At 35.3% G+C, this 19,381-nt stretch carries 20 protein-coding genes; 17 read left to right on the plus strand and 3 right to left on the minus strand.

The window, feature by feature from the left end:
• The 3 genes from FLAVO9AF_RS04035 (at position 1) to priA (ending at position 4,218) form a co-directional block, all read left to right on the plus strand.
• Complete coding sequence (locus FLAVO9AF_RS04035; RefSeq protein WP_159684723.1) at positions 1-960, plus strand: YihY/virulence factor BrkB family protein; 960 nt, start codon at positions 1-3, stop codon at positions 958-960.
• Positions 961-1,188: 228 nt separating this feature from the next.
• Entirely contained in the window at positions 1,189-1,620 is a 432-nt protein-coding gene (locus FLAVO9AF_RS04040; RefSeq protein WP_159684726.1) for a DUF2147 domain-containing protein, read from the plus strand.
• Between the two features lie 147 nt (positions 1,621-1,767).
• Positions 1,768-4,218, plus strand: coding sequence for a primosomal protein N' (gene priA, locus FLAVO9AF_RS04045; RefSeq protein WP_159684729.1), 2,451 nt, complete (start codon positions 1,768-1,770; stop codon positions 4,216-4,218).
• Between the two features lie 11 nt (positions 4,219-4,229).
• Here the strand turns inward: priA and FLAVO9AF_RS04050 are convergent, their stop codons facing one another.
• Entirely contained in the window at positions 4,230-4,925 is a 696-nt protein-coding gene (locus tag FLAVO9AF_RS04050) for a LytTR family DNA-binding domain-containing protein (RefSeq protein ID WP_159684732.1), read from the minus strand.
• 165 nt (positions 4,926-5,090) lie between these two features.
• Here FLAVO9AF_RS04050 and rpsF point away from each other — a divergent pair, with 165 nt between their 5' ends.
• From rpsF to FLAVO9AF_RS04080, 6 genes are all read left to right on the plus strand, one after another.
• Positions 5,091-5,432, plus strand: a complete 342-nt coding sequence (gene rpsF / locus FLAVO9AF_RS04055) for a 30S ribosomal protein S6 (RefSeq protein ID WP_159684735.1) — start codon at positions 5,091-5,093, stop codon at positions 5,430-5,432.
• Positions 5,433-5,437: 5 nt separating this feature from the next.
• Positions 5,438-5,734 (plus strand): 30S ribosomal protein S18, encoded by a 297-nt coding sequence (gene rpsR / locus FLAVO9AF_RS04060; RefSeq protein ID WP_159684738.1) that lies wholly within the window; start codon positions 5,438-5,440, stop codon positions 5,732-5,734.
• A gap of 67 nt (positions 5,735-5,801) precedes the next feature.
• Positions 5,802-6,245 carry a 50S ribosomal protein L9 gene (gene rplI / locus FLAVO9AF_RS04065; RefSeq protein WP_159684741.1) on the plus strand — a complete coding sequence of 148 codons (444 nt, stop codon included), beginning with the start codon at positions 5,802-5,804 and terminating at the stop codon, positions 6,243-6,245.
• A 112-nt stretch (positions 6,246-6,357) separates the two neighbouring features.
• A complete protein-coding gene (locus FLAVO9AF_RS04070; protein ID WP_159684744.1) occupies positions 6,358-6,831 on the plus strand; it encodes a DUF6495 family protein in 474 nt (157 codons plus the stop codon).
• A 72-nt stretch (positions 6,832-6,903) separates the two neighbouring features.
• Positions 6,904-8,907 carry an NAD-dependent DNA ligase LigA gene (gene ligA, locus FLAVO9AF_RS04075; protein WP_159684747.1) on the plus strand — a complete coding sequence of 668 codons (2,004 nt, stop codon included), beginning with the start codon at positions 6,904-6,906 and terminating at the stop codon, positions 8,905-8,907.
• Positions 8,897-9,589 (plus strand): lysoplasmalogenase family protein, encoded by a 693-nt coding sequence (locus tag FLAVO9AF_RS04080; protein WP_159684750.1) that lies wholly within the window; start codon positions 8,897-8,899, stop codon positions 9,587-9,589. The genes ligA and FLAVO9AF_RS04080 overlap by 11 nt, the downstream gene beginning before the upstream one ends.
• Positions 9,590-9,676: 87 nt before the next feature.
• Here the strand turns inward: FLAVO9AF_RS04080 and FLAVO9AF_RS04085 are convergent, their stop codons facing one another.
• Positions 9,677-10,594, minus strand: a complete 918-nt coding sequence (locus FLAVO9AF_RS04085; RefSeq protein ID WP_159684754.1) for a bifunctional UDP-sugar hydrolase/5'-nucleotidase — start codon at positions 10,592-10,594, stop codon at positions 9,677-9,679.
• A 43-nt stretch (positions 10,595-10,637) separates the two neighbouring features.
• Positions 10,638-11,417 carry a 5'-nucleotidase C-terminal domain-containing protein gene (locus tag FLAVO9AF_RS04090; protein ID WP_159684757.1) on the minus strand — a complete coding sequence of 260 codons (780 nt, stop codon included), beginning with the start codon at positions 11,415-11,417 and terminating at the stop codon, positions 10,638-10,640.
• A gap of 26 nt (positions 11,418-11,443) precedes the next feature.
• Here FLAVO9AF_RS04090 and FLAVO9AF_RS04095 point away from each other — a divergent pair, with 26 nt between their 5' ends.
• The 8 genes from FLAVO9AF_RS04095 to fabV all read left to right on the plus strand — a co-directional run bounded on the left by FLAVO9AF_RS04095 (position 11,444) and on the right by fabV (position 19,313).
• A complete protein-coding gene (locus FLAVO9AF_RS04095; RefSeq protein WP_159684760.1) occupies positions 11,444-11,983 on the plus strand; it encodes a hypothetical protein in 540 nt (179 codons plus the stop codon).
• 7 nt (positions 11,984-11,990) lie between these two features.
• Positions 11,991-12,866: a 4-hydroxy-tetrahydrodipicolinate synthase gene (dapA, locus tag FLAVO9AF_RS04100; protein WP_159684763.1), complete on the plus strand. Its 876-nt coding sequence runs from the start codon at positions 11,991-11,993 to the stop codon at positions 12,864-12,866.
• A 138-nt stretch (positions 12,867-13,004) separates the two neighbouring features.
• Entirely contained in the window at positions 13,005-13,799 is a 795-nt protein-coding gene (locus tag FLAVO9AF_RS04105) for an outer membrane protein assembly factor BamD (protein ID WP_159684766.1), read from the plus strand.
• 8 nt (positions 13,800-13,807) lie between these two features.
• On the plus strand, positions 13,808-14,125 hold the full coding sequence (locus FLAVO9AF_RS04110) for a DNA-directed RNA polymerase subunit omega (RefSeq protein WP_116761231.1): 318 nt from the start codon (positions 13,808-13,810) through the stop codon (positions 14,123-14,125).
• A gap of 10 nt (positions 14,126-14,135) precedes the next feature.
• Entirely contained in the window at positions 14,136-15,386 is a 1,251-nt protein-coding gene (gene coaBC / locus FLAVO9AF_RS04115; RefSeq protein ID WP_159684769.1) for a bifunctional phosphopantothenoylcysteine decarboxylase/phosphopantothenate--cysteine ligase CoaBC, read from the plus strand.
• Between the two features lie 55 nt (positions 15,387-15,441).
• Positions 15,442-16,332: a DUF4835 family protein gene (locus tag FLAVO9AF_RS04120; protein WP_159684772.1), complete on the plus strand. Its 891-nt coding sequence runs from the start codon at positions 15,442-15,444 to the stop codon at positions 16,330-16,332.
• A 52-nt stretch (positions 16,333-16,384) separates the two neighbouring features.
• Positions 16,385-18,037 (plus strand): DNA repair protein RecN, encoded by a 1,653-nt coding sequence (recN, locus tag FLAVO9AF_RS04125; protein WP_159684775.1) that lies wholly within the window; start codon positions 16,385-16,387, stop codon positions 18,035-18,037.
• An 85-nt stretch (positions 18,038-18,122) separates the two neighbouring features.
• Positions 18,123-19,313: an enoyl-ACP reductase FabV gene (gene fabV, locus FLAVO9AF_RS04130; RefSeq protein ID WP_159684778.1), complete on the plus strand. Its 1,191-nt coding sequence runs from the start codon at positions 18,123-18,125 to the stop codon at positions 19,311-19,313.
• Positions 19,314-19,381: the final 68 nt, after the last annotated feature.

Consider the following 19,381-nt stretch of genomic DNA (forward strand, 5'->3'; position numbering starts at 1 on the left):
ATGACCCCAACAAATAAAGTTCCTTTTGAAATTTTAGTCAAAAACAAAATCAAAGCGAATGGCTTGGTTCGTAAATTGATTCATTTCTTGCAAAGCCAAAAACTCCTTTGGCTCGAAGAGGTTTCTCTATATGACTTCTTGCATTCTTATGTTTTGGGTATTTTAAACGGAAAATTATCGGTTCGAGCTGGAGCCATTGCCTTTAGTTTCTTTATGGCCTTGTTTCCGTTTGCACTTTATATTTTGAACCTAATTCCATACATACCAATTCAAGGTTTTCAAACCGATTTTTTGCGATTTGTAGAACAAAGCGTGCCGCCCAATACCTATGATGCGATTGCTGGAATTATTGATGATATCTTGAATAACAGTCACTCTGGCTTACTTTCTTCAGGTTTTATTTTATCTATTTTTTTAATGGCCAATGGTTTAAATGCTATCCTAGGAGGCTTTGAAGAATCAAGACACGTAACTGAGAAACGTGGTTTTATTGACCAGTACCTTGTGGCAATTGGAATGTCCATTTTCTTGTCATTTCTGTTGATTTTTACAGTGGCCATTATAGTAGTTTTCGAAGTTTTCATCCAAAAATCGAAAATACAAGATGTGCTAAGTGACAATATTCCGCTCATTCAACTCGGACGTTACTTGTTCCTTTCATTAATGATTTTGTTTACCACTTCTATTTTATTGCGCTTCGGAATCAAACAAAGACACAAACCTAAATTCATTTCAGTAGGTTCTGTTTTTACTACTATTTTAATCATTATTTCTTCTTACGGCTTTGGAATTTGGGTAGTGAAATTTTCCAAATACAACGAATTGTACGGCTCTATCGGTACACTTTTAATTCTGATGTTTTACATCTGGATTAACTGCATGTTGCTCTTGCTTGGTTTTGAACTCAATGCAATTATTCAGTCCCATCGCAACCAAATAAAATCAAAAAAAACGTTATAGTTGTGTTATAAATAAGACAAACTGTTTTATTTTTGAATAAATTTGGAACTCCAAAAGTCCTTTTTGCAAATATGAAAATGTTCTTTTTGGAGCTATTTGCTTCGCCAGTTCGCGATGCTTGTGTCCTGCTGTACGCTATATCTTGCTTGCTCTCTAAAGAAGAGACCTACCAAGGATGCCGCTTCCATCAGGGCTAGAAAAAATAAAAAACCAAGAAATAAATAACAAATGAGAAAAATCATTCTAGTAGCAAGTGTTTTATGTTTTGCTGTAGTGACAACCGTTCGTAGCCAATCTGTAGTTGGTAAATGGAAAACCATCGATGACGAAACTGGTAAACCAAAATCTATTGTAGAGGTTTATGAAAAGTCAGGCAAGATATATGGTAAAATTGTGGATATACTAGACCCACAAAAAAAAGACAAGCTATGTACTGAGTGTACAGGTGATGAGAAAAACAAACCCGTTTTAGGAATGGTTATCGTCAAAGGGCTTCAAAAAGACGCTGAAGAATTCAACGGAGGGAGCATTACAGACCCAGTAACAGGAAAGAAATACAAATGTTTCATTACGCTTGAAGGCAAAGACAAATTAAAAGTTAGAGGCTACATCGGCTTTGCTTTAATCGGAAGAACGCAATACTGGCATAGAGTAAAATAGTTTTTTACTTATAAGCGATACCCTTACAACTCAAATTTCTGATTATAATTTGAAATAGAGTTCTAAGGGTATTTTTTTATTATTTTTGATGCCTAGCCCAATACAGTAACCATTCAAAAATTGTCGCTTGACAAAACCAAGTATCCCATGTTTTTTGTTGAAGTAATTTTGCCATTAGCCTTAGCTAAAACCTTTACTTATCAAGTCTCTGAAACCGAATACCATTTCATAAAAAAAGGTATGCGATTGGCGGTGCCTTTTGGTAAAAGTAAAATCTACACGGCTATTGCTATCGAGTTACATCGCAACGAACCTACCTTATACCAAGCCAAAGAAATTCATCAAATTTTGGACCACGAACCAATGGTTACAGCCGTTCAATTGCAACATTGGTTTTGGATTGCTTCCTATTATATGTGTGCTATTGGTGAGGTATACAGAAATGCTGTGCCCTCTGCTTTACTTTTAGAAAGCGAAACGGTAGTGACGGCTCAAGCATCTTCTTTTCACAATGAAACGGACTTGTCAGACGAGGAGTACCTTGTCTATCAAGCTTTACAGCAACAGAGCTCACTAAAAATTGATGATATTATCGCAATTGTAAATAAGAAAAATGTTTTTCCAATCATTCATAAGCTGATTGATAAAAAAATAGTCTTTTTACAAGAAGAAATAGCAGAGGGGTACAAACCAAAGTTGGTGCGATATGTTCGTTTGCACCCGCAGTACAATTCGCAAGAGGGTTTAGGTGCTTTGCTAGAACAATTGAAAAATGCAAGCAAACAAAAAGAAATTGTACTCCATTATTTTCAATTGAATGCTACTGAAAAAAAGCCAATTCCAGTGAAAAAATTGGTTGAATCGGCTAACGTAACTTCAGCTGTCGTAAAGGCTTTAATTGATAAAGAGATTTTTGAGGAGTACTACATTCAACAAGACCGAGTAATGTACTCGGGTGAGGCTACTAAAAAGGAGTTGCTGTTGAGTAATGCACAACAAGAAGCTTTTGATGCCATACAAAACCAATTCTCGAATAGAGAGGTATGTTTGCTTCACGGAGTAACCTCTAGTGGGAAAACAGAGATATACATAAAATGGATAGAAACTTTTCTAGCAACAGGAAAGCAAGTGCTGTATTTGTTGCCAGAAATTGCTTTAACGACGCAATTAGTTAGCCGTTTGCGATTGCATTTTGGTGATAAAGTGGCAGTTTTTCATTCAAAGTTCAACAACAACGAGCGAGTAGAAGTATGGTACCAAGTCCTGCAAAATGCTGAAAAGGCTCAAATTGTTATTGGGGCACGTTCTGCACTGTTTCTTCCTTTTCAGCAGTTAGGAGCGATTATTATAGATGAAGAACACGAGCAAACCTTCAAGCAGATGGACCCTGCTCCGCGTTTTCACGCTCGTGATGCAGCCATTGTTTTAGCCAATTACCACAAATCAAAAGTCCTTTTGGGGTCAGCTACGCCAAGTTTAGAAACCTACTATAATGCCCAATCAGCCAAATACGGTTTGGTTACGCTTAAAGAAAGGTTTGGAAGAGTGCAAATGCCTGTAGTCGAACTGGTGGATATTAAAGATAAATATTTGCGCAAGCAAATGAAAGGACATTTTAGCGATACTCTGATAGCTGAAATAACCACAGCTTTGTCCTTGGGAGAACAAGTGATTTTGTTTCAAAATAGGAGAGGATTTGCTCCTGTGATAGAGTGTATGACGTGCGGTCACATTCCACAGTGCCCCCAATGTGACGTGAGTTTGACCTATCACAAATTCAAAAGTCAGTTGCGTTGTCATTATTGTGGATATGCAATGGGTAAGCCTTCCAATTGTCATGCATGTTCTAGTATCGATTTGACGACTAAAGGTTTTGGAACCGAGCAAATAGAACTCGAGTTGCTGTCATTATTTCCAAATGCCAAATGCGGGAGAATGGACCAAGATACCACAAGAGGGAAATACGGTTTCGAAAAGATATTAGACAGTTTCAAAAATCAAGAAATTGATATTTTGGTGGGTACCCAAATGCTAGCCAAAGGATTGGATTTTGACAATGTGAGCTTAGTGGGTATTATGAATGCGGATACGATGTTGTACCATCCCGATTTTAGGGCGTTCGAACGTAGTTTTCAAATGATGACGCAAGTAGCAGGTAGAGCTGGACGTTCAGAAAAGCAGGGTAAGGTGATTATTCAGACCTATAACCCTTTGCACAATACCATACAGCAAGTAACCAGAAACGATTACGAAGGAATGTTTAAGGAACAGTTGTATGAGAGACAGATTTATAAATACCCTCCTTACTTTAGATTGATAAAAATAACACTCAAACATCGAGATTTTGACAAGCTAAAGGAAGGCGCTATGTGGCTGTATCAAGTGATGAGTCAAGCATTGGATATGCCGGTTTTAGGTCCAGAAGAGCCTGCTATCAACAGAATCAGAAACGAGTACATCAGGACCATTATGGTAAAAATTCCCCACACACAACCCATTGGCAGCACAAAAACTAGACTACAAAAGGTACTCAACAGTTTTGAAGCTGTAGCAAATTATAGAGCGATAAAAGTAGGGGTAAATGTAGATTTCTATTAAGAACAATGCCTTTATGAAATGGAAAGGGCTCTAATTAAATCCTCTTTTTTGTTGCGACTTAAAGGGATTTTAGTAATCCCAATTTCAGCAAATTTGCTATTGAAACGGTCAATTTTATCAATATTAACAATGTAGGATTTGTGAACACGAATAAACTTTTCTTTGCTCAAATCGTTTTCAAAGGATTTCATTGTAGAAAGCACTAAATTACTGTCGTCTTCAGTAACGACTCTAACATAATCACCGTAGGCTTCTATCCATTTAATTTTAGAAGTGAAAATTTTCAATTTTTTCAAATTACTTTTGATGAAAATGTGTTCCCCTTCTTCTTCTTTGTTGTCAGTTCTAAGTAAATGCAAATCAATGGCTCTTTTCACAGAAGCATTAAAACGCTCAAGAGCAATAGGTTTTTGTAAATAGTCGGTAGCATCATAATCAAATGCCTTCATCGCATATTCTGCTTTTGAAGTGATGAAAATGATTTGAGGCTTCGTTTTTAATCCATCTAAAAAATCAAACCCACTGATTACGGGCATTTCAATATCAAGAAAAATCAAATCAACTGCGTGTATAGACATACAGTTTTTAGCTTCAATTGCATTAGAAAAGTCCCCAATCAAGTGCAAATGTTGATGATTATTAACTAATTTAGCTATGATCATTCGTTGGATGGAGCTATCATCAACAACAACACAGTTTAGTTTCATAATTAAGCTTTTTAAATTTGGTTAGGTAAATATATTTTTTTTTGAGTAGCAAAGCAAATTTGCAAACATTATTTTTGCACTTTGTCGATTATTTCAAATATTCATTTGTGTATTCAAATAAAAAAACTACTTTTGCACCCAATTTAACAAATAAATATATTATTTATGAATCATTATGAAACTGTTTTCATTTTAAATCCCGTTTTATCTGAGGTTCAGGTGAAGGAAACAGTAAGCAAATTTGAAGAATTTCTTACTAGTAGAGGAGCTGAAATGGTATCGAAAGAAGATTGGGGTCTTAAAAAAATGGCTTACGAAATTCAAAACAAAAAAAGTGGTTTTTACCATTTATTCGAGTACAAAGTAGCTGGTGAAGTTTTACTTCCATTCGAAACTGAATTTAGACGTGACGAGCGTGTTATGCGTTTCTTAACTGTTGCTCTAGACAAACATGCTATCTCTTGGGCTGAAAGAAGAAGAGCAAAACTTAAATCTACTAAAGCTTAATTATCATGGCAACATTACAACAATCTGCTTCAGGAAAAAAAGACGGAGATATCAGATATCTAACGCCTTTGAACATAGAAATCAACAAAACTAAAAAGTATTGTCGTTTCAAAAAATCAGGTATCAAATATGTAGACTACAAAGATGCTGATTTCTTATTGAAATTTGTAAACGAGCAAGGTAAAATCTTACCTCGTCGTTTAACTGGTACTTCTTTGAAATACCAAAGAAAAGTGTCTGTAGCTGTGAAAAGAGCTCGTCACTTAGCTTTAATGCCATATGTGGCTGATTTACTAAAATAATAATTAATTAATAGTTGTTGGTTTTCGGTCAAATGAAACCTAACTTCTGAAATATAAGGACAACAACATGGAACTTATTTTAAATAAAGACGTACAAAACTTAGGTTTTAAAGATGATATCGTAACAGTAAAAAATGGTTACGGACGTAATTACTTGATTCCTCAAGGATTTGCACATTTAGCAACTTCTTCTGCAAAGAAAGTATTGGCTGAAAACCTAAAACAAAGAGCGCACAAAGAAGCTAAAATCGTTGCTGATGCTAAAGCTACTGCTGAAGCATTGAAAGCATTAGAAATTAAAATTGCTGCAAAAGCAGGTGGTGAAAAATTATTCGGTTCTATCACAAACATTGACATTGCTGCAGCTTTAGCGAATGCAGGTCAAGAAATTGATCGTAAATTCATCACTAGCGGTATCGTAAAACGTATCGGAAAATACACTGCATCTATCCGTTTACACAGAGATGTAATTGTTGAAATTCCTTACGAAATCGTTCCTGAGAAAGCATAATTTCAGATTTATAATTATAAAATCCCGATACGTTTTATTAACGGAATCGGGATTTTTTTTATTTTATAGAGCGGATACGAAGTAAAAGTGTTTTAGGTTAAATCATAATAAAATGAAATATACAAGACTTACAAAAGAACAGTTCGAAGAGTTACACCAAGAGTTTACGACTTTTTTGGCAACTCAGTCGATTGATAAAGCGGAATGGGATACCATTAAAAAAGAAAAACCTGAGGTGGCCGAACAAGAACTGGACGTTTTTTCAGATTTAATTTGGGAAGGGGTACTAACGAAAGCGCAGTTTTTAGAACATTTTTCTAAAAATCATATTTTCCTATTTCAATGCTTTGATACGGAAGTAAAATCAATTGTTCTAAAATCATTGGTTCCAGAAGTTGATTTTTTGACCAAAGAAGGATTACAATGGCTTTCTGATAACATGTTTACAGAAACAATTGAAATGAAAGTGGGTAAAAAAGTATTTACCGAGGAACGAAATTATTCCCTATTTCAATTAATCCAACAAGGTGCTTTTCTAAGCGATGGACAATTGTTCAATCAAATTAATTCAATTATAGAATCGTAAAACTATTTTATAAAGTATAAATTGGCTATTTTAGTACCTTATTTGAAAAACTAAAATAGCCATTTTTATTTCATGAATATTCAAGATACGATTCAGCAGTTGCGCTCCGAATTAGACCAACACAATTACAACTATTACGTGTTGGACCAACCTCAAATTTCGGATTTCGAATTTGACCAAAAATTAAAAGAACTGCAAACGTTAGAAGCTGCGCATCCCGAGTTTTTCGATGCCAATTCGCCAACCCAAAGAGTGGGAGGAACAATCACTAAAAACTTCCAAACTGTAGTTCACGATTACCGTATGTATTCTTTAGATAATTCATATTCTAAAGAAGATGTAGTGGATTGGGAAGCACGTATTCAGAAAGTTTTAGGTAACGTTCCTATCGAATATACTTGCGAATTAAAATATGACGGCGCCTCTATTAGTATTACGTATGAAAACGGAAAGCTAGCTCGAGCAGTTACGCGTGGTGATGGTATTCAGGGCGACGAGGTAACGAATAACATCAAAACCATTAAATCAATTCCTTTGCAATTGAAAGGAAATTATCCTGCTCATTTTGCTATTCGCGGTGAAATCATCTTGCCTTTCGCTGGTTTTGAAAAAATGAATCAAGAGTTGATTGAAATTGGAGAAACACCTTATTCCAACCCCAGAAATACCGCTTCTGGAAGTTTGAAATTGCAAGACAGTTCAGAAGTAGCTAAGAGACCATTAGATTGTTTACTGTACGCATTAGTGGGTAACAATTTGCCGTTGCAATCACAGTTTGAGGGATTACAAGCTGCTAGAGATTGGGGGTTCAAGGCACCAAAAGAAGCCAAACTAGCCAAAAATATAGACGAAGTTTTTGAATTCATTGACTATTGGGACGCACATCGCCATCAACTTCCTTATGAAACAGATGGGGTAGTAATCAAAGTAAATGCTTTGTCGTATCAAGACGAGCTAGGCTATACTGCAAAATCTCCTCGTTGGGCCATTGCTTATAAATTCAAGTCAGAACAAGTTAGTACCAAATTAAATTCAATTTCCTATCAGGTAGGGCGTACAGGTGCCATTACACCAGTTGCCAATTTAGAGCCAGTGCAATTGGCAGGAACGGTTGTCAAACGCGCTTCCTTGCACAACGCCGACCAGATAGAAAAATTGGATATCCGAATTGGAGATACGGTTTTTGTAGAAAAAGGAGGGGAGATTATCCCTAAAATCATTGCTGTTGATTTAGAGAAGCGTCCTGAACATTCAGAAGTAACGCAGTATATTGCAAATTGCCCTGAATGCCAAACGGCTTTGGTGCGCTCTGATGGGGAAGCGAATCATTATTGCCCAAATTTTTATGGTTGTCCCCCTCAGATCATTGGTAGAATTCAGCATTTCATTTCTCGTAAGGCAATGGATATTGAAGGTTTAGGAGGAGAAACAGTGGCTTTATTGTACAATAACGGTTTGGTTCATAACTATGCCGATTTATATGATTTGACAGTGGAGCAAGTGTTGCCGCTGGAAAGAATGGCTCAAAAATCTGCAGAGAATTTAGTGAATGGTGTAGCTAAATCAAAGGAGATTCCTTTTGAAAGTGTTTTGTTTGCTTTGGGAATTCGCTTTGTAGGTGAAACGGTTGCCAAAAAATTGGCCAAGCATTACAAAACAATTACGGCTTTAGAGCAAGCTACTCTTGAGGATTTGATTTTGGTGGATGAAATAGGAGAACGTATCGCCAAAAGCGTAATCGAATTTTTTGCAAATGAAGAAAATAGAGCAATTATTGAACGATTAAGATTGCGCGGTGTTCAATTGGAAATAGTTGAAAAAGTGAATCCTAATGCGACAACTAAGTTTTTAGGAAAAACCTTTGTAGTTTCTGGTGTTTTTGAAGAATTTTCTAGAGATGATTTAAAGAAAGCAATTGAAGACAATGGCGGGAAAGTAGGAAGTTCTATTTCGTCCAAAACCAATTTTGTGGTAGCGGGAGATAATATGGGGCCTTCTAAATTAGAAAAAGCAACCAAATTAGGTATACCGATTTTGTCGGAGCAAGATTTTAAAAGGATGCTTAATGAAGATTGATAGGATATTAGTTGTACTGTATTTTGTTTTGTGTTGTATGGTGGGGGTATTGAGTATATTTCGCTTGGGCGAGATTATACTCTATTTAAAAGGCGCAATTGTTCTGGTAGTAGCACTCATTTTTTTTGTTCAAGAGTCAAAATTTAGCCCGGTCGTTGCAACCCTACTTTTACTATCTTTTTTTGGAGAAACCTATTATCTCTATGTTAAATCCTATACCGAAACTATTCCTATTGTACTTTTTCTATGTATAAATTTAATTTTCTTGGTACTTTCTTGGTTGGATGTTAAGGAAAAGGAATGGAGCCAAGCCGAGTTTTTTAAGCTAGTGGTGTTGATGGGACTATTGGGTGCTTTTGTATATATTATTTTGTCTTTGGATTTGAAACATACCAATGTGAATTTTGTTTTGTATATTATTTACAGTATAGTTTTCGTTGTCATGTTTATTTTGTCCTTTGCTAATTTTGTAAAAACCCATCAAAAGAGCAGCTTGTATTTAGTGCTTTTTGGTCTTAGTGTTTTTATTTCAGATTTGTCGTTCCTGCTGAATAATTATTTTATAAAGCTTGCTTTTCTAAGAATTGGAGGAAATCTGTCGCAAGTTTTGGGGTATTATCTAATGCTGAATTACTTTTTGGAGAGAAATAAAAAAGAAGAATTTATAAAAGTTGACAATTAAATAAGGCGGATTATGAAAGTAATCCGCCTTATTAAAAGTTATCTTGCTTTATTTTTAATTTTAGAAACCTACTGAAAATAGTTGTCTTTATACCATAATAGCTTTTCCTTTGGCGATGTTTTGTTTGTTATTGTCAAAATAGAAATCGATTCTTCCAAGGTGAATACCATAGCAACCGACTTGATTGACTAAAACTTCTTGGCCTGCAACGTTTTTTACAACAGTTGGTTTGTCTAGAAAAGTGTGGGTGTGGCCGCCAATAATCAAATCAATGTCTTGTGTTTTTTGAGCCAATTTCAAATCAGACACTTTGTTTTCGTCACTTTTCTTATAGTCATACCCAAGATGCGATAAACAAATTACCAAGTCGCATTTCTCCTCTTTTTTTAGGATGCGAGTCATATCCTGAGCAATTTCTATCGGATCGCGGTAAACCGTTTCTTTGTAGTTCTTTTTATCTACCAAACCTTGCAATTCGATTCCTAATCCAAAAACACCAATTTTGATTCCGTCTTTGTGAAAGATTTTATAAGGTTTGATGTGAGTGTCTAAGGCGGTGTTTTTGAAATCGTAATTGGCTGAAACAAAATCAAAATTAGCATGAGGCAATTGGGAATAAAAGCCCTCAATACCATTGTCAAAATCATGATTACCTAATGTAGCGAGATCATAGTGCATCATACTCATTAATTTCAACTCCAATTCTCCTCCGTAGTAGTTAAAATAGGGCGTTCCTTGGAAAACATCTCCAGCATCCAACAATAAAACGTTTGGATTTTCTTTTCGAATCGATTCGATTAAAGCAGCTCTTCTTGATACACCTCCCATATTGGCATTCCTTGGATCATCTGCCGGAAAGGGGTCAATGTGACTGTGAACGTCATTCGTATGTAGTATAGTTATTTTTTTTATTTCTGGCTTTGTAAAACTCATTAGAGGCAAACTTGGTAAAGCTAATAAAGCAGAACTAGCAGCGGTTTTTTGAATAAAATCTCTTCTTTTCATTTTATATTTTTTTACGTCGTAAAGGATCTTTGTTTTTTTTAATTTATTCTACTGCAATTCGAACTTCTTTTAGAACAGGTATGGTTTTTATTTCTTTGAAATAGTCAATCAATACATTGCGCAGTTTGTAATCCAAATCATAGGTTTGCGTTCCTTTTTGGAAAAAAGTCATATCGTCTCCTCCATTAGCCAAATAATCATTGGTGGCTACATAATAAACTTTTGAGATTTCAAGGGGATTTCCTTGTATTTTGATGTCTTTGGCTTGGTTGTTTTTATCGATAGTAAAAGTTAAACCAGCTAGAGGTTGTGCCTTTTGTGTTTTGATAAAATAACGAATCATATCCATTACTGTTTCTCCGTTCATGGCAATGACTACCAAACTATTTTCGAAAGGCATAATTTGAAAAGCGGTACGAGGCGTTACATCACCTTTAGGTAAGGCAGCACGAATACCACCGTGATTCAGGATGCAAATATCTATTTTCTTTTTTTCGCGAGCATACAAAATGGTATTGCCTCGAGCTACACAAGCGTCTGCCATTAAGTTGCCTAAGGTAGATTGCCATTTCCCAGTACTTTTGTCTATAGTTTCTGGACAAAAGGCGATAACCGAATTCAAATCAGCATCAATTTTCTCTCGATAAGGTGCAATATACTGCTCTATACTAGTTGTAGTAGCATATTTGTTAGTTATTGGAAGGCGTTTTCCTTCGATTTTTGTAACGGAATACGGAGTGGAAGCACATGAAAGAATTAAAAAAAATGTTAAGAATATAACAAAAAGTTTTAAAACACCATTATACTTTTTTAAATTTACCATTTGTAATGCGACTTAATTAATTAATTTTGAACCTCAGTAAAAGTAGTATGTTTTTGAATTATTTTAAAGATTATTTCTTAAAAAAGAAATTAAAAAACTACGTATCAAATGTGGCTGATGTAACATCTGATAATAAGGTTCAAACAGTTGGTATACTCGTAGATGAAACTGCTTTTTTTCAGACACTAGCATTAAAAGAAGCATTGGTTAATGCTGATTTTTTGGAAAAAAACATTGCAATTCTAGCCTTCAAAGCGGATGTGAAAAATAATCAGGTCAGTAATTATCCTGTTTTTAGTTGGGAACACATCAATTGGAGTTTTCAAATCCAAGAAGCTTCGGTCTTAGATTTCATTCAAAACCCTTTCGATGTATTAGTGAGTTATTATGATACGAATAACAGTTTCTTACAATGGATAACATACCAATCGAAAGCAAGTTTTAAAGTTGGATTCTTTAGTGTTGATAAACGTTTGAATCACATACTAATAAATACTGTGACACAAAATTACAAGCAATTCGTTCAAGAATTTGTTCGAATTTTACATTTATTTAATAAAATTTAATACCGTTATGCAAGCATTAATAGGCACAGGAGTTGCATTAGTAACACCTTTTAAATCAGATTTTTCAGTTGATACCGAGGCGTTGAAAAATATAGTTAATTTTTCTATAGAAAATGGAATCGAATATCTGGTTGTAATGGGGACAACTGCAGAAAATGCGACCCTAAGTGCAGAAGAAAAAGAACTAGTTATCAATACTGTAGTTGAAGTTAACAATGGAAGACTTCCTTTGGTTCTTGGTGTAGGAGGAAACAATACCTTACAAGTGGTAAACGAATTGAAAACAAGAGATTTCTCGGCTTTTGATGCTATTTTGTCTGTTTCTCCTTATTATAATAAACCGACTCAAGAAGGAATCTATCAGCATTTTAAAGCAATCTCAGAGGCATCTCCAATCCCAGTAGTTTTGTACAATGTTCCAGGAAGAACCTCAAGTAATATGTTACCATCAACGGTACTTCGCTTGGCAAATGACTTTTCTAATATTGTTGGTATCAAAGAAGCTGCTGGCGATTTAGTGCAAGCGATGAAAATCATGCAACACAAACCGAAAGATTTTTTGGTTATTTCTGGAGACGACATGATTGCTTTACCAATGGTTTTGGCAGGTGGAGCAGGGGTGATTTCTGTAATTGGTCAAGGTTTTCCAAAAGAATTTTCAGAAATGATTCGCCTTGGATTGAATAAAAAAGTAGACGCCGCTTTCGAAATTCAATACAAAATTGCAGATAGTATTGATATGATTTTTGAACAAGGAAATCCTGCTGGAATAAAAGAAGTATTCAAAACGCTGAAATTGGCTGAAAATGTAGTACGTCTGCCACTAGTTCCTGTTGATGATGCACTTTCTGAAAGAATCCAACACTTTGTTAAAAATTTTTAGAAAAAGACGCTGAAAACGTAAGCTTTTTTTTAAATAAAAATATATTTTGTAGTCGCTAAATTAATAACTAAATTTGCCACCCAAAGTTAAGTTGGATTTATAACTATTTGGTGCTAAATTGTAATAAAAGTAAAATAAATGAAGAAATTAGTTGCATTGTTACTACTAACGCTAGCTTTAGGTTCTTGCGGAGAATATCAAAAAGCATTAAAATCGGAAGATGTAGCTGTTAAGTATGAGTTGGCTGAAAAGCTCTATGATGCAGGGAAATACAGTAAAGCAATTCGACTTTTTGAACAAATAGCACCGGCATACAGAGGAAAACCTCAAGCAGAGAAAATGTTCTATATGTATTCTCAAGCGTACTATAAAACCAAACAATACTATTTAGCAGGATACCAGTTTGAAAGTTTTGCTTCCAACTACCCAAGAAGCGAAAAAGTGCAAGAAGCTGCCTATTTAGGAGCAAAATGCTACTCTATGTTGTCTCCAGTGTACAGTCTAGACCAAGTGGATACTTTCAAAGCCATAGAAAAACTTCAAAATTTTATAGATACCTATCCTAATTCTGAATATTTGCCGGAAGCAAATAAGACGATGCGTGTTTTAAATGATAAAATTGAGAAAAAAGTCTACGAGAATGCTATTGGTTACAATACCATTATGGATTACAAATCGGCACTAATTGCCCTTGATTTATTCATAGCCGACTATCCTGGAACGGCATTAAAAGAAAAAGCGTTGTATTATAAATTGGATTCTGCTTACCACTTGGCAATTAACAGTGTTCCTGAAAAAATGGAAGAGCGTTTACAAGTAGCTAAATTAGCCTACACAACCTTAATTCGTTACAAAGCGGATACCGAATACAAAGAAAAAGCTGACTCGATGTTGGCGAAAATTGAAACAGATTTACAAAAATTTACTAAATAAATAAAGTCATGGATTTAAAGAAGACGAATGCTCCAGTAAATACAATTACCTACAACAAAACTGTAATTGAAGAACCAACTGGTAATGTATATGAAGCAATAACCATTATGGCTAAGAGAGCAAACCAAATCAATTCTGAAATTAAAAAAGAATTGACTGAAAAATTAGAAGAGTTTGCTACTTATAATGATAGTCTTGAAGAAGTTTTTGAAAATAAGGAACAAATTGAAGTTTCTAAGTTTTACGAAAAATTACCAAAACCGCACGCTCTTGCTGTTCAAGAATGGTTAGATGGTAAAATCTACCATAGAGACGCAAACAAATAATTAAGTATTGATGTCTGTTTTAAATGGCAAAAAGGTTGTACTAGGTATTTCTGGTGGAATTGCTGCCTATAAAACCGCTTCGTTAGTACGTCTATTTATAAAGGCAGGTGCTCAGGTCCAAGTGATTATGACACCTGCTTCTAAGGATTTTGTAACTCCATTAACATTATCCGTTTTATCAAAAAATCCCGTCTATTCTACTTTTTACGATAAAGAGGTTGCCGATTCTTTAGCTCCTTCAGAGGAAGCAAAAGAGTTGTGGAACAATCATGTAGAATTGGGACTATGGGCCGATATAATGCTTATCGCCCCAGCTACTGCAAATACCTTGTCTAAAATGGCAAATGGTGTTTGTGATAATTTGCTTTTAGCAGTTTATTTATCTGCTAAATGCCCTGTCTATTTTGCGCCAGCAATGGATTTAGACATGTACAAACATCCTTCCACGCTTAATAGTTTTCAAAAACTTCTCGAGTTTGGTAACATAATGATTCCTGCAGAAAGCGGTGAATTAGCAAGTGGACTTTCAGGCGAAGGCAGAATGGCGGAACCAGAAAACATCATTGCTTTTATGGAGGCGCACATGCAACAGCAATTGCCTTTATACGGCAAATCAATTTTGATTACCGCTGGACCTACTTACGAGGCTATCGACCCTGTTCGTTTTATAGGAAATCATTCTTCTGGAAAAATGGGCTTTGATATTGCCAATAGGGCAGCCGAATTAGGTGCCAATGTTTTTTTGGTAACAGGGCCTACACATTGTAAACCGCTTTACACTTCTATTCAAGTCTTTCCGGTTGTTTCAGCAAAGCAAATGTATGAGCAATGTATCGAATTGTATGATAAAATGGATGTGGCTATCGCTGCTGCCGCTGTTGCCGATTACAGACCTAAAGCAGTTGCCCATCAGAAAATAAAAAAAGCAGCAGAAAATTTTGTCATCGAATTAGAAAAAACACAAGATATTTTGGCTTCTCTGGGTGCAGAAAAAAAACAGCAATTCTTAATCGGATTTGCGTTAGAAACGGAAAATGAAATTGAAAACGCCAAAAGTAAGATTCAAAGAAAGAATTTAGATTTAATTGTGCTGAATTCTTTGCAAGATGAAGGCGCTGGGTTTGGAAAATCAACGAATAAGATTACCTTTATTGACAAGAATTTTGTAGTAGAACCAATGGAGTTAAAATCCAAAGCGGCGGTAGCAACTGATATCCTAGATAAAGTTTGTGCTTTTTTTACTAAGTCATATAGATTTTAAATAAAAGATACTTTTCCTTTGTATTCGCCGTTTTCAATCAACAAATGTTTTGATTATGTATAGATGTATAAGCGTGTTTTTTTTAATAGTGCTCAGCAATTGCTTTATTTATGCCCAACAGCTAAATTGTTCTGTAGTTGTCAATGCACAAAAAGTTACGAATACCAATCAACAATTAATTAAGAATTTAGAAATAGCTCTTAATGAATTTGTAAATAAAACCGATTGGACGGGACAAACGCTAAAACAAAATGAAAGAATTAAGTGTTCCATGTTTATTACGCTTTCTTCAGTCAATTCAGATCAATTTTCGGGCACCATTCAAGTGCAATCGTCACGATTAATTTACAATTCTACTTACAGTTCGCCAGTTTTTAATTTTAATGATAAAGATTTTAATTTCAGATATGTTGAATTTGAAAATTTAATCTTTAACCCCTCAGTTTTTGAATCCAATTTGGTTTCTGTTTTAGCCTATTACTCTTATATAATATTAGGGCTGAATCTGGATACATTTGTGCCATTTGGAGGAAATACCCATCTAGAAACTGCTCAGAACATCCTAAATGTAGCCCAACAAGGCGGTTACAAGGGCTGGAGTCAATCGGACGGGATACAGAATCGCTTTTTCTTGACCAATGATTTACTTTCTCCAACTTTTGCACCGTATCGTCAAGCTTTAGCCGAGTACCATCAAGGACTTGATCAAATGAGCACAGATTTGAAAGCGGCCAAAGAAAAAATTAAAGCGGCTATTCTAAATTTATCAAAAATAAACCAAACCCGACCAAATGCCTTTTTGACTAGGGTCTTCTTTGATGCCAAAGCCGATGAAATTGCTTCAATCTTTTCTGGAGGACCTAGCATTACTATTGCCGATTTAGTCGAAACTTTAAACAAAATCTCTCCAATGAATGCTAGTAAATGGAGTCAAGTTAAATACTAATAACTCCTCTATTTTTGCCGTATATTAGTAGCTTTATTTAAAATACATTTTAATGATTACGTCACTTTCTATCAAAAATTTTGCTTTAATAGATCAACTAACTATTGATTTTACAAAAGGGTTATCTATCATTACGGGTGAAACGGGAGCGGGTAAGTCTATAATTCTTGGAGCTTTAGGATTAGTTTTAGGAAAAAGAGCAGACTTGTCTTCTCTAAAAAACACGGAGGAAAAATGTGTTATCGAAGCACATTTTGAGATCTCTAAATACAATTTGCAAGCTTTTTTTGAGGACAATGATTTGGATTATGAAGCGGATACCATTATTCGTAGAGAAATTTTGCCTTCAGGTAAATCAAGAGCTTTTATCAATGATAGCCCAGTTAATCTGCAAGAATTGCAAGAACTAAGCCTGTACTTAATCGACATCCATTCGCAACAACAAACCCAAGAATTGTCTGATGAGGCGGTACAATTTAAAATTATTGACGCAATTGCTGAGAATAAATCGGAACTTCTGAAATACCAAGAGGGGTTAAAAAAATACAAAACAGAAAAAGCGCTATTGGCTTCTTTGATAAAAAAACAAGGGGAGTCAATTAAAGAACAAGAGTACCATACTTTTTTATTAGAAGAATTGTTGTCAGCCAAACTTATGGATGGGGAACAAGAACAACTAGAAGAGGACTTTGAACGATTGAATAATGTGGAGACCATAAAGGAAGCAATTGACAAATCGCTAGCCATTGCAAATGAAGAAGAAATTGGAGTCTTGCATCATTTGAAAGAAATTAAAAGCACTTTTCAACGGATTACTCCTTTTAGCGCTAAATACCAAGAGTTGCAAGAGCGAATAAATAGTGTGATTATTGAATTTGATGATATTTGTTCAGAATTAAACCAACATGCCGAACTGGTGTTGAGTGATCCTGAGAAATTAGAATACACGAATCAAAAATTGCAACTAATCTATACGCTTCAAAAAAAGCATCAAGTGAAATCTGTGGCAGAACTGTTGGAGATTGAGAACGATTTAGACCAATCATTACTATCAATTAGTAACCTCGATGCTGAAATCGAAAAAATAAAAGCTGAAATCACTAGTCAAGAGCAAGAGCTAGATGGGGTGGCAATGGTGATTCACGAAAAACGCCTTCAGTCAATACCAGTTTTGACTTCTAAAATGACGCAAATTCTTGAGAATTTAGGAATGCCCAATGTTCGTTTCAAGATTGATTTAAATCAAGTAGCAACGTATTTTGCCAACGGCAAAGAAGAATTAAATTTTTTGTTTTCGGCCAATAAAGGTGGAGATTTTGGTTTGCTTAAAAAAGTGGCTTCTGGCGGTGAAATGTCCCGTATTATGTTAGCGGTCAAAGCAATTTTGGCACAATACTCTAAGTTACCGACCTTGATTTTTGACGAGATAGATACAGGTGTTTCTGGTGAAATTGCTATTCGAATGGGAGAAATCATGAAACAAATGAGTGCTAACATGCAAGTTTTTGCAATTACGCATTTACCCCAAATTGCTGCCAAAGGAGATTCGCATTTTAAAGTAGCTAAAAGTACTGTAGGAGAGGTGACTAACTCGGAATTGAAGTTGTTAACCGAGGAGGAAAGAGTGCTTGAAATTGCGCAAATGCTCTCTGGAACTGTCGTTTCTGAATCAGCCTTAAATCACGCCAAAGCCTTGCTGAACTAAAAAAATGGGCTATATTTGTCGATTAAATAATTAAATCAATATTAATACTAGTTTTTTTTACTTTAAAAAAAGAAATTTCGATACTATGATTATAGAACCAAGAATGAGAGGATTTATTTGTTTGACATCTCACCCAGATGGATGCGAACAAAATGTGAAAAATCAAATAGAATACATCAAATCAAAAGGAACTATTGAAGGTGCTAAAAAAGTGTTAGTGATAGGTGCTTCTACTGGATTTGGGTTGGCTTCAAGAATCACTAGTGCTTTCGGATCGAATGCTGCAACTATTGGTGTTTTCTTCGAAAAACCTGCTGCTGAAGGAAAAACAGCTTCTCCAGGTTGGTACAATTCTGCCGCTTTTGAAAAAGAAGCGCACAAAGCCGGTTTGTATGCGAAAAGTATTAATGGTGATGCTTTTTCTAATGAAGTGAAGCAACAAACGATTGATTTGATAAAAAAAGACTTAGGTCAAGTTGATTTAGTAGTCTATAGTTTGGCTTCTCCAGTGCGTCAACACCCAGTTACTGGTGTATTGCATCGTTCTACTTTAAAACCTATTGGAGGGGTTTATACAAACAAAACGGTTGATTTTCATTCTGGTAAAGTGTCCGATATTTCAATCCAACCTTGTGAAGGTGATGATATTGAAAACACCGTGGCTGTAATGGGTGGGGAAGATTGGGCGATGTGGATGGACGCTTTAAAAGCTGAAAACTTATTAGCCGAAGGAGCAATGACTGTCGCTTATTCTTATATCGGCCCTTCATTGACAGAAGCGGTTTATAGAAAAGGAACCATAGGAAGAGCTAAAGACCATCTAGAAGCAACAGCATTTTCTATTGCGGATAGTTTGAAAGAAATCAACGGAAAAGCTTTTGTTTCTGTTAACAAAGCATTGGTTACTCAGGCCAGTTCAGCTATTCCAGTAATTCCATTGTATATTTCATTGTTGTACAAAATCATGAAAGAAAAAGGAATTCACGAAGGTTGTATAGAACAAATTCAACGTTTGTACAGCGAACGTTTGTACAGCAACGAGGGAATCGCTACAGATGACAAAGGCAGAATTCGTATTGATGACTGGGAAATGAGAGAGGATGTTCAGGAATTAGTGGCTAAGTTATGGCCAGAAGCTACAACTGAAAATCTAGCGGAAATTGGAGACTTAGCGGGATACCGTCATGATTTCTACAACCTTTTTGGATTTGAGTTCGACGGGGTAAATTATCAAGCCGAAGCCAACGAGTTGGTAAGCGTACCTAGTATAGTTTAATAGAAAAAAACAAGAACACCTTATTTTAATTTTATGTACAGTAAAAATTAAAATGAGGTGTTTTTTTA

Source organism: Flavobacterium sp. 9R, assembly GCF_902506345.1.
Taxonomy (GTDB): Bacteria; Bacteroidota; Bacteroidia; order Flavobacteriales; family Flavobacteriaceae; genus Flavobacterium.

What these genes read in the sequence shown, in the direction of transcription:
- FLAVO9AF_RS04035 (WP_159684723.1), top strand. Translation starts at nt 1, where the DNA reads ATGACCCCAACAAATAAAGTTCCTTTTGAAATTTTAGTCAAAAACAAA.
- FLAVO9AF_RS04040 (WP_159684726.1), top strand. Translation starts at nt 1,189, where the DNA reads ATGAGAAAAATCATTCTAGTAGCAAGTGTTTTATGTTTTGCTGTAGTG.
- priA (WP_159684729.1), top strand. Translation starts at nt 1,768, where the DNA reads ATGTTTTTTGTTGAAGTAATTTTGCCATTAGCCTTAGCTAAAACCTTT.
- FLAVO9AF_RS04050 (WP_159684732.1), bottom strand. Translation starts at nt 4,925, where the DNA reads ATGAAACTAAACTGTGTTGTTGTTGATGATAGCTCCATCCAACGAATG.
- rpsF (WP_159684735.1), top strand. Translation starts at nt 5,091, where the DNA reads ATGAATCATTATGAAACTGTTTTCATTTTAAATCCCGTTTTATCTGAG.
- rpsR (WP_159684738.1), top strand. Translation starts at nt 5,438, where the DNA reads ATGGCAACATTACAACAATCTGCTTCAGGAAAAAAAGACGGAGATATC.
- rplI (WP_159684741.1), top strand. Translation starts at nt 5,802, where the DNA reads ATGGAACTTATTTTAAATAAAGACGTACAAAACTTAGGTTTTAAAGAT.
- FLAVO9AF_RS04070 (WP_159684744.1), top strand. Translation starts at nt 6,358, where the DNA reads ATGAAATATACAAGACTTACAAAAGAACAGTTCGAAGAGTTACACCAA.
- ligA (WP_159684747.1), top strand. Translation starts at nt 6,904, where the DNA reads ATGAATATTCAAGATACGATTCAGCAGTTGCGCTCCGAATTAGACCAA.
- FLAVO9AF_RS04080 (WP_159684750.1), top strand. Translation starts at nt 8,897, where the DNA reads ATGAAGATTGATAGGATATTAGTTGTACTGTATTTTGTTTTGTGTTGT.
- FLAVO9AF_RS04085 (WP_159684754.1), bottom strand. Translation starts at nt 10,594, where the DNA reads ATGAAAAGAAGAGATTTTATTCAAAAAACCGCTGCTAGTTCTGCTTTA.
- FLAVO9AF_RS04090 (WP_159684757.1), bottom strand. Translation starts at nt 11,417, where the DNA reads ATGGTAAATTTAAAAAAGTATAATGGTGTTTTAAAACTTTTTGTTATA.
- dapA (WP_159684763.1), top strand. Translation starts at nt 11,991, where the DNA reads ATGCAAGCATTAATAGGCACAGGAGTTGCATTAGTAACACCTTTTAAA.
- FLAVO9AF_RS04105 (WP_159684766.1), top strand. Translation starts at nt 13,005, where the DNA reads ATGAAGAAATTAGTTGCATTGTTACTACTAACGCTAGCTTTAGGTTCT.
- FLAVO9AF_RS04110 (WP_116761231.1), top strand. Translation starts at nt 13,808, where the DNA reads ATGGATTTAAAGAAGACGAATGCTCCAGTAAATACAATTACCTACAAC.
- coaBC (WP_159684769.1), top strand. Translation starts at nt 14,136, where the DNA reads ATGTCTGTTTTAAATGGCAAAAAGGTTGTACTAGGTATTTCTGGTGGA.
- FLAVO9AF_RS04120 (WP_159684772.1), top strand. Translation starts at nt 15,442, where the DNA reads ATGTATAGATGTATAAGCGTGTTTTTTTTAATAGTGCTCAGCAATTGC.
- recN (WP_159684775.1), top strand. Translation starts at nt 16,385, where the DNA reads ATGATTACGTCACTTTCTATCAAAAATTTTGCTTTAATAGATCAACTA.
- fabV (WP_159684778.1), top strand. Translation starts at nt 18,123, where the DNA reads ATGATTATAGAACCAAGAATGAGAGGATTTATTTGTTTGACATCTCAC.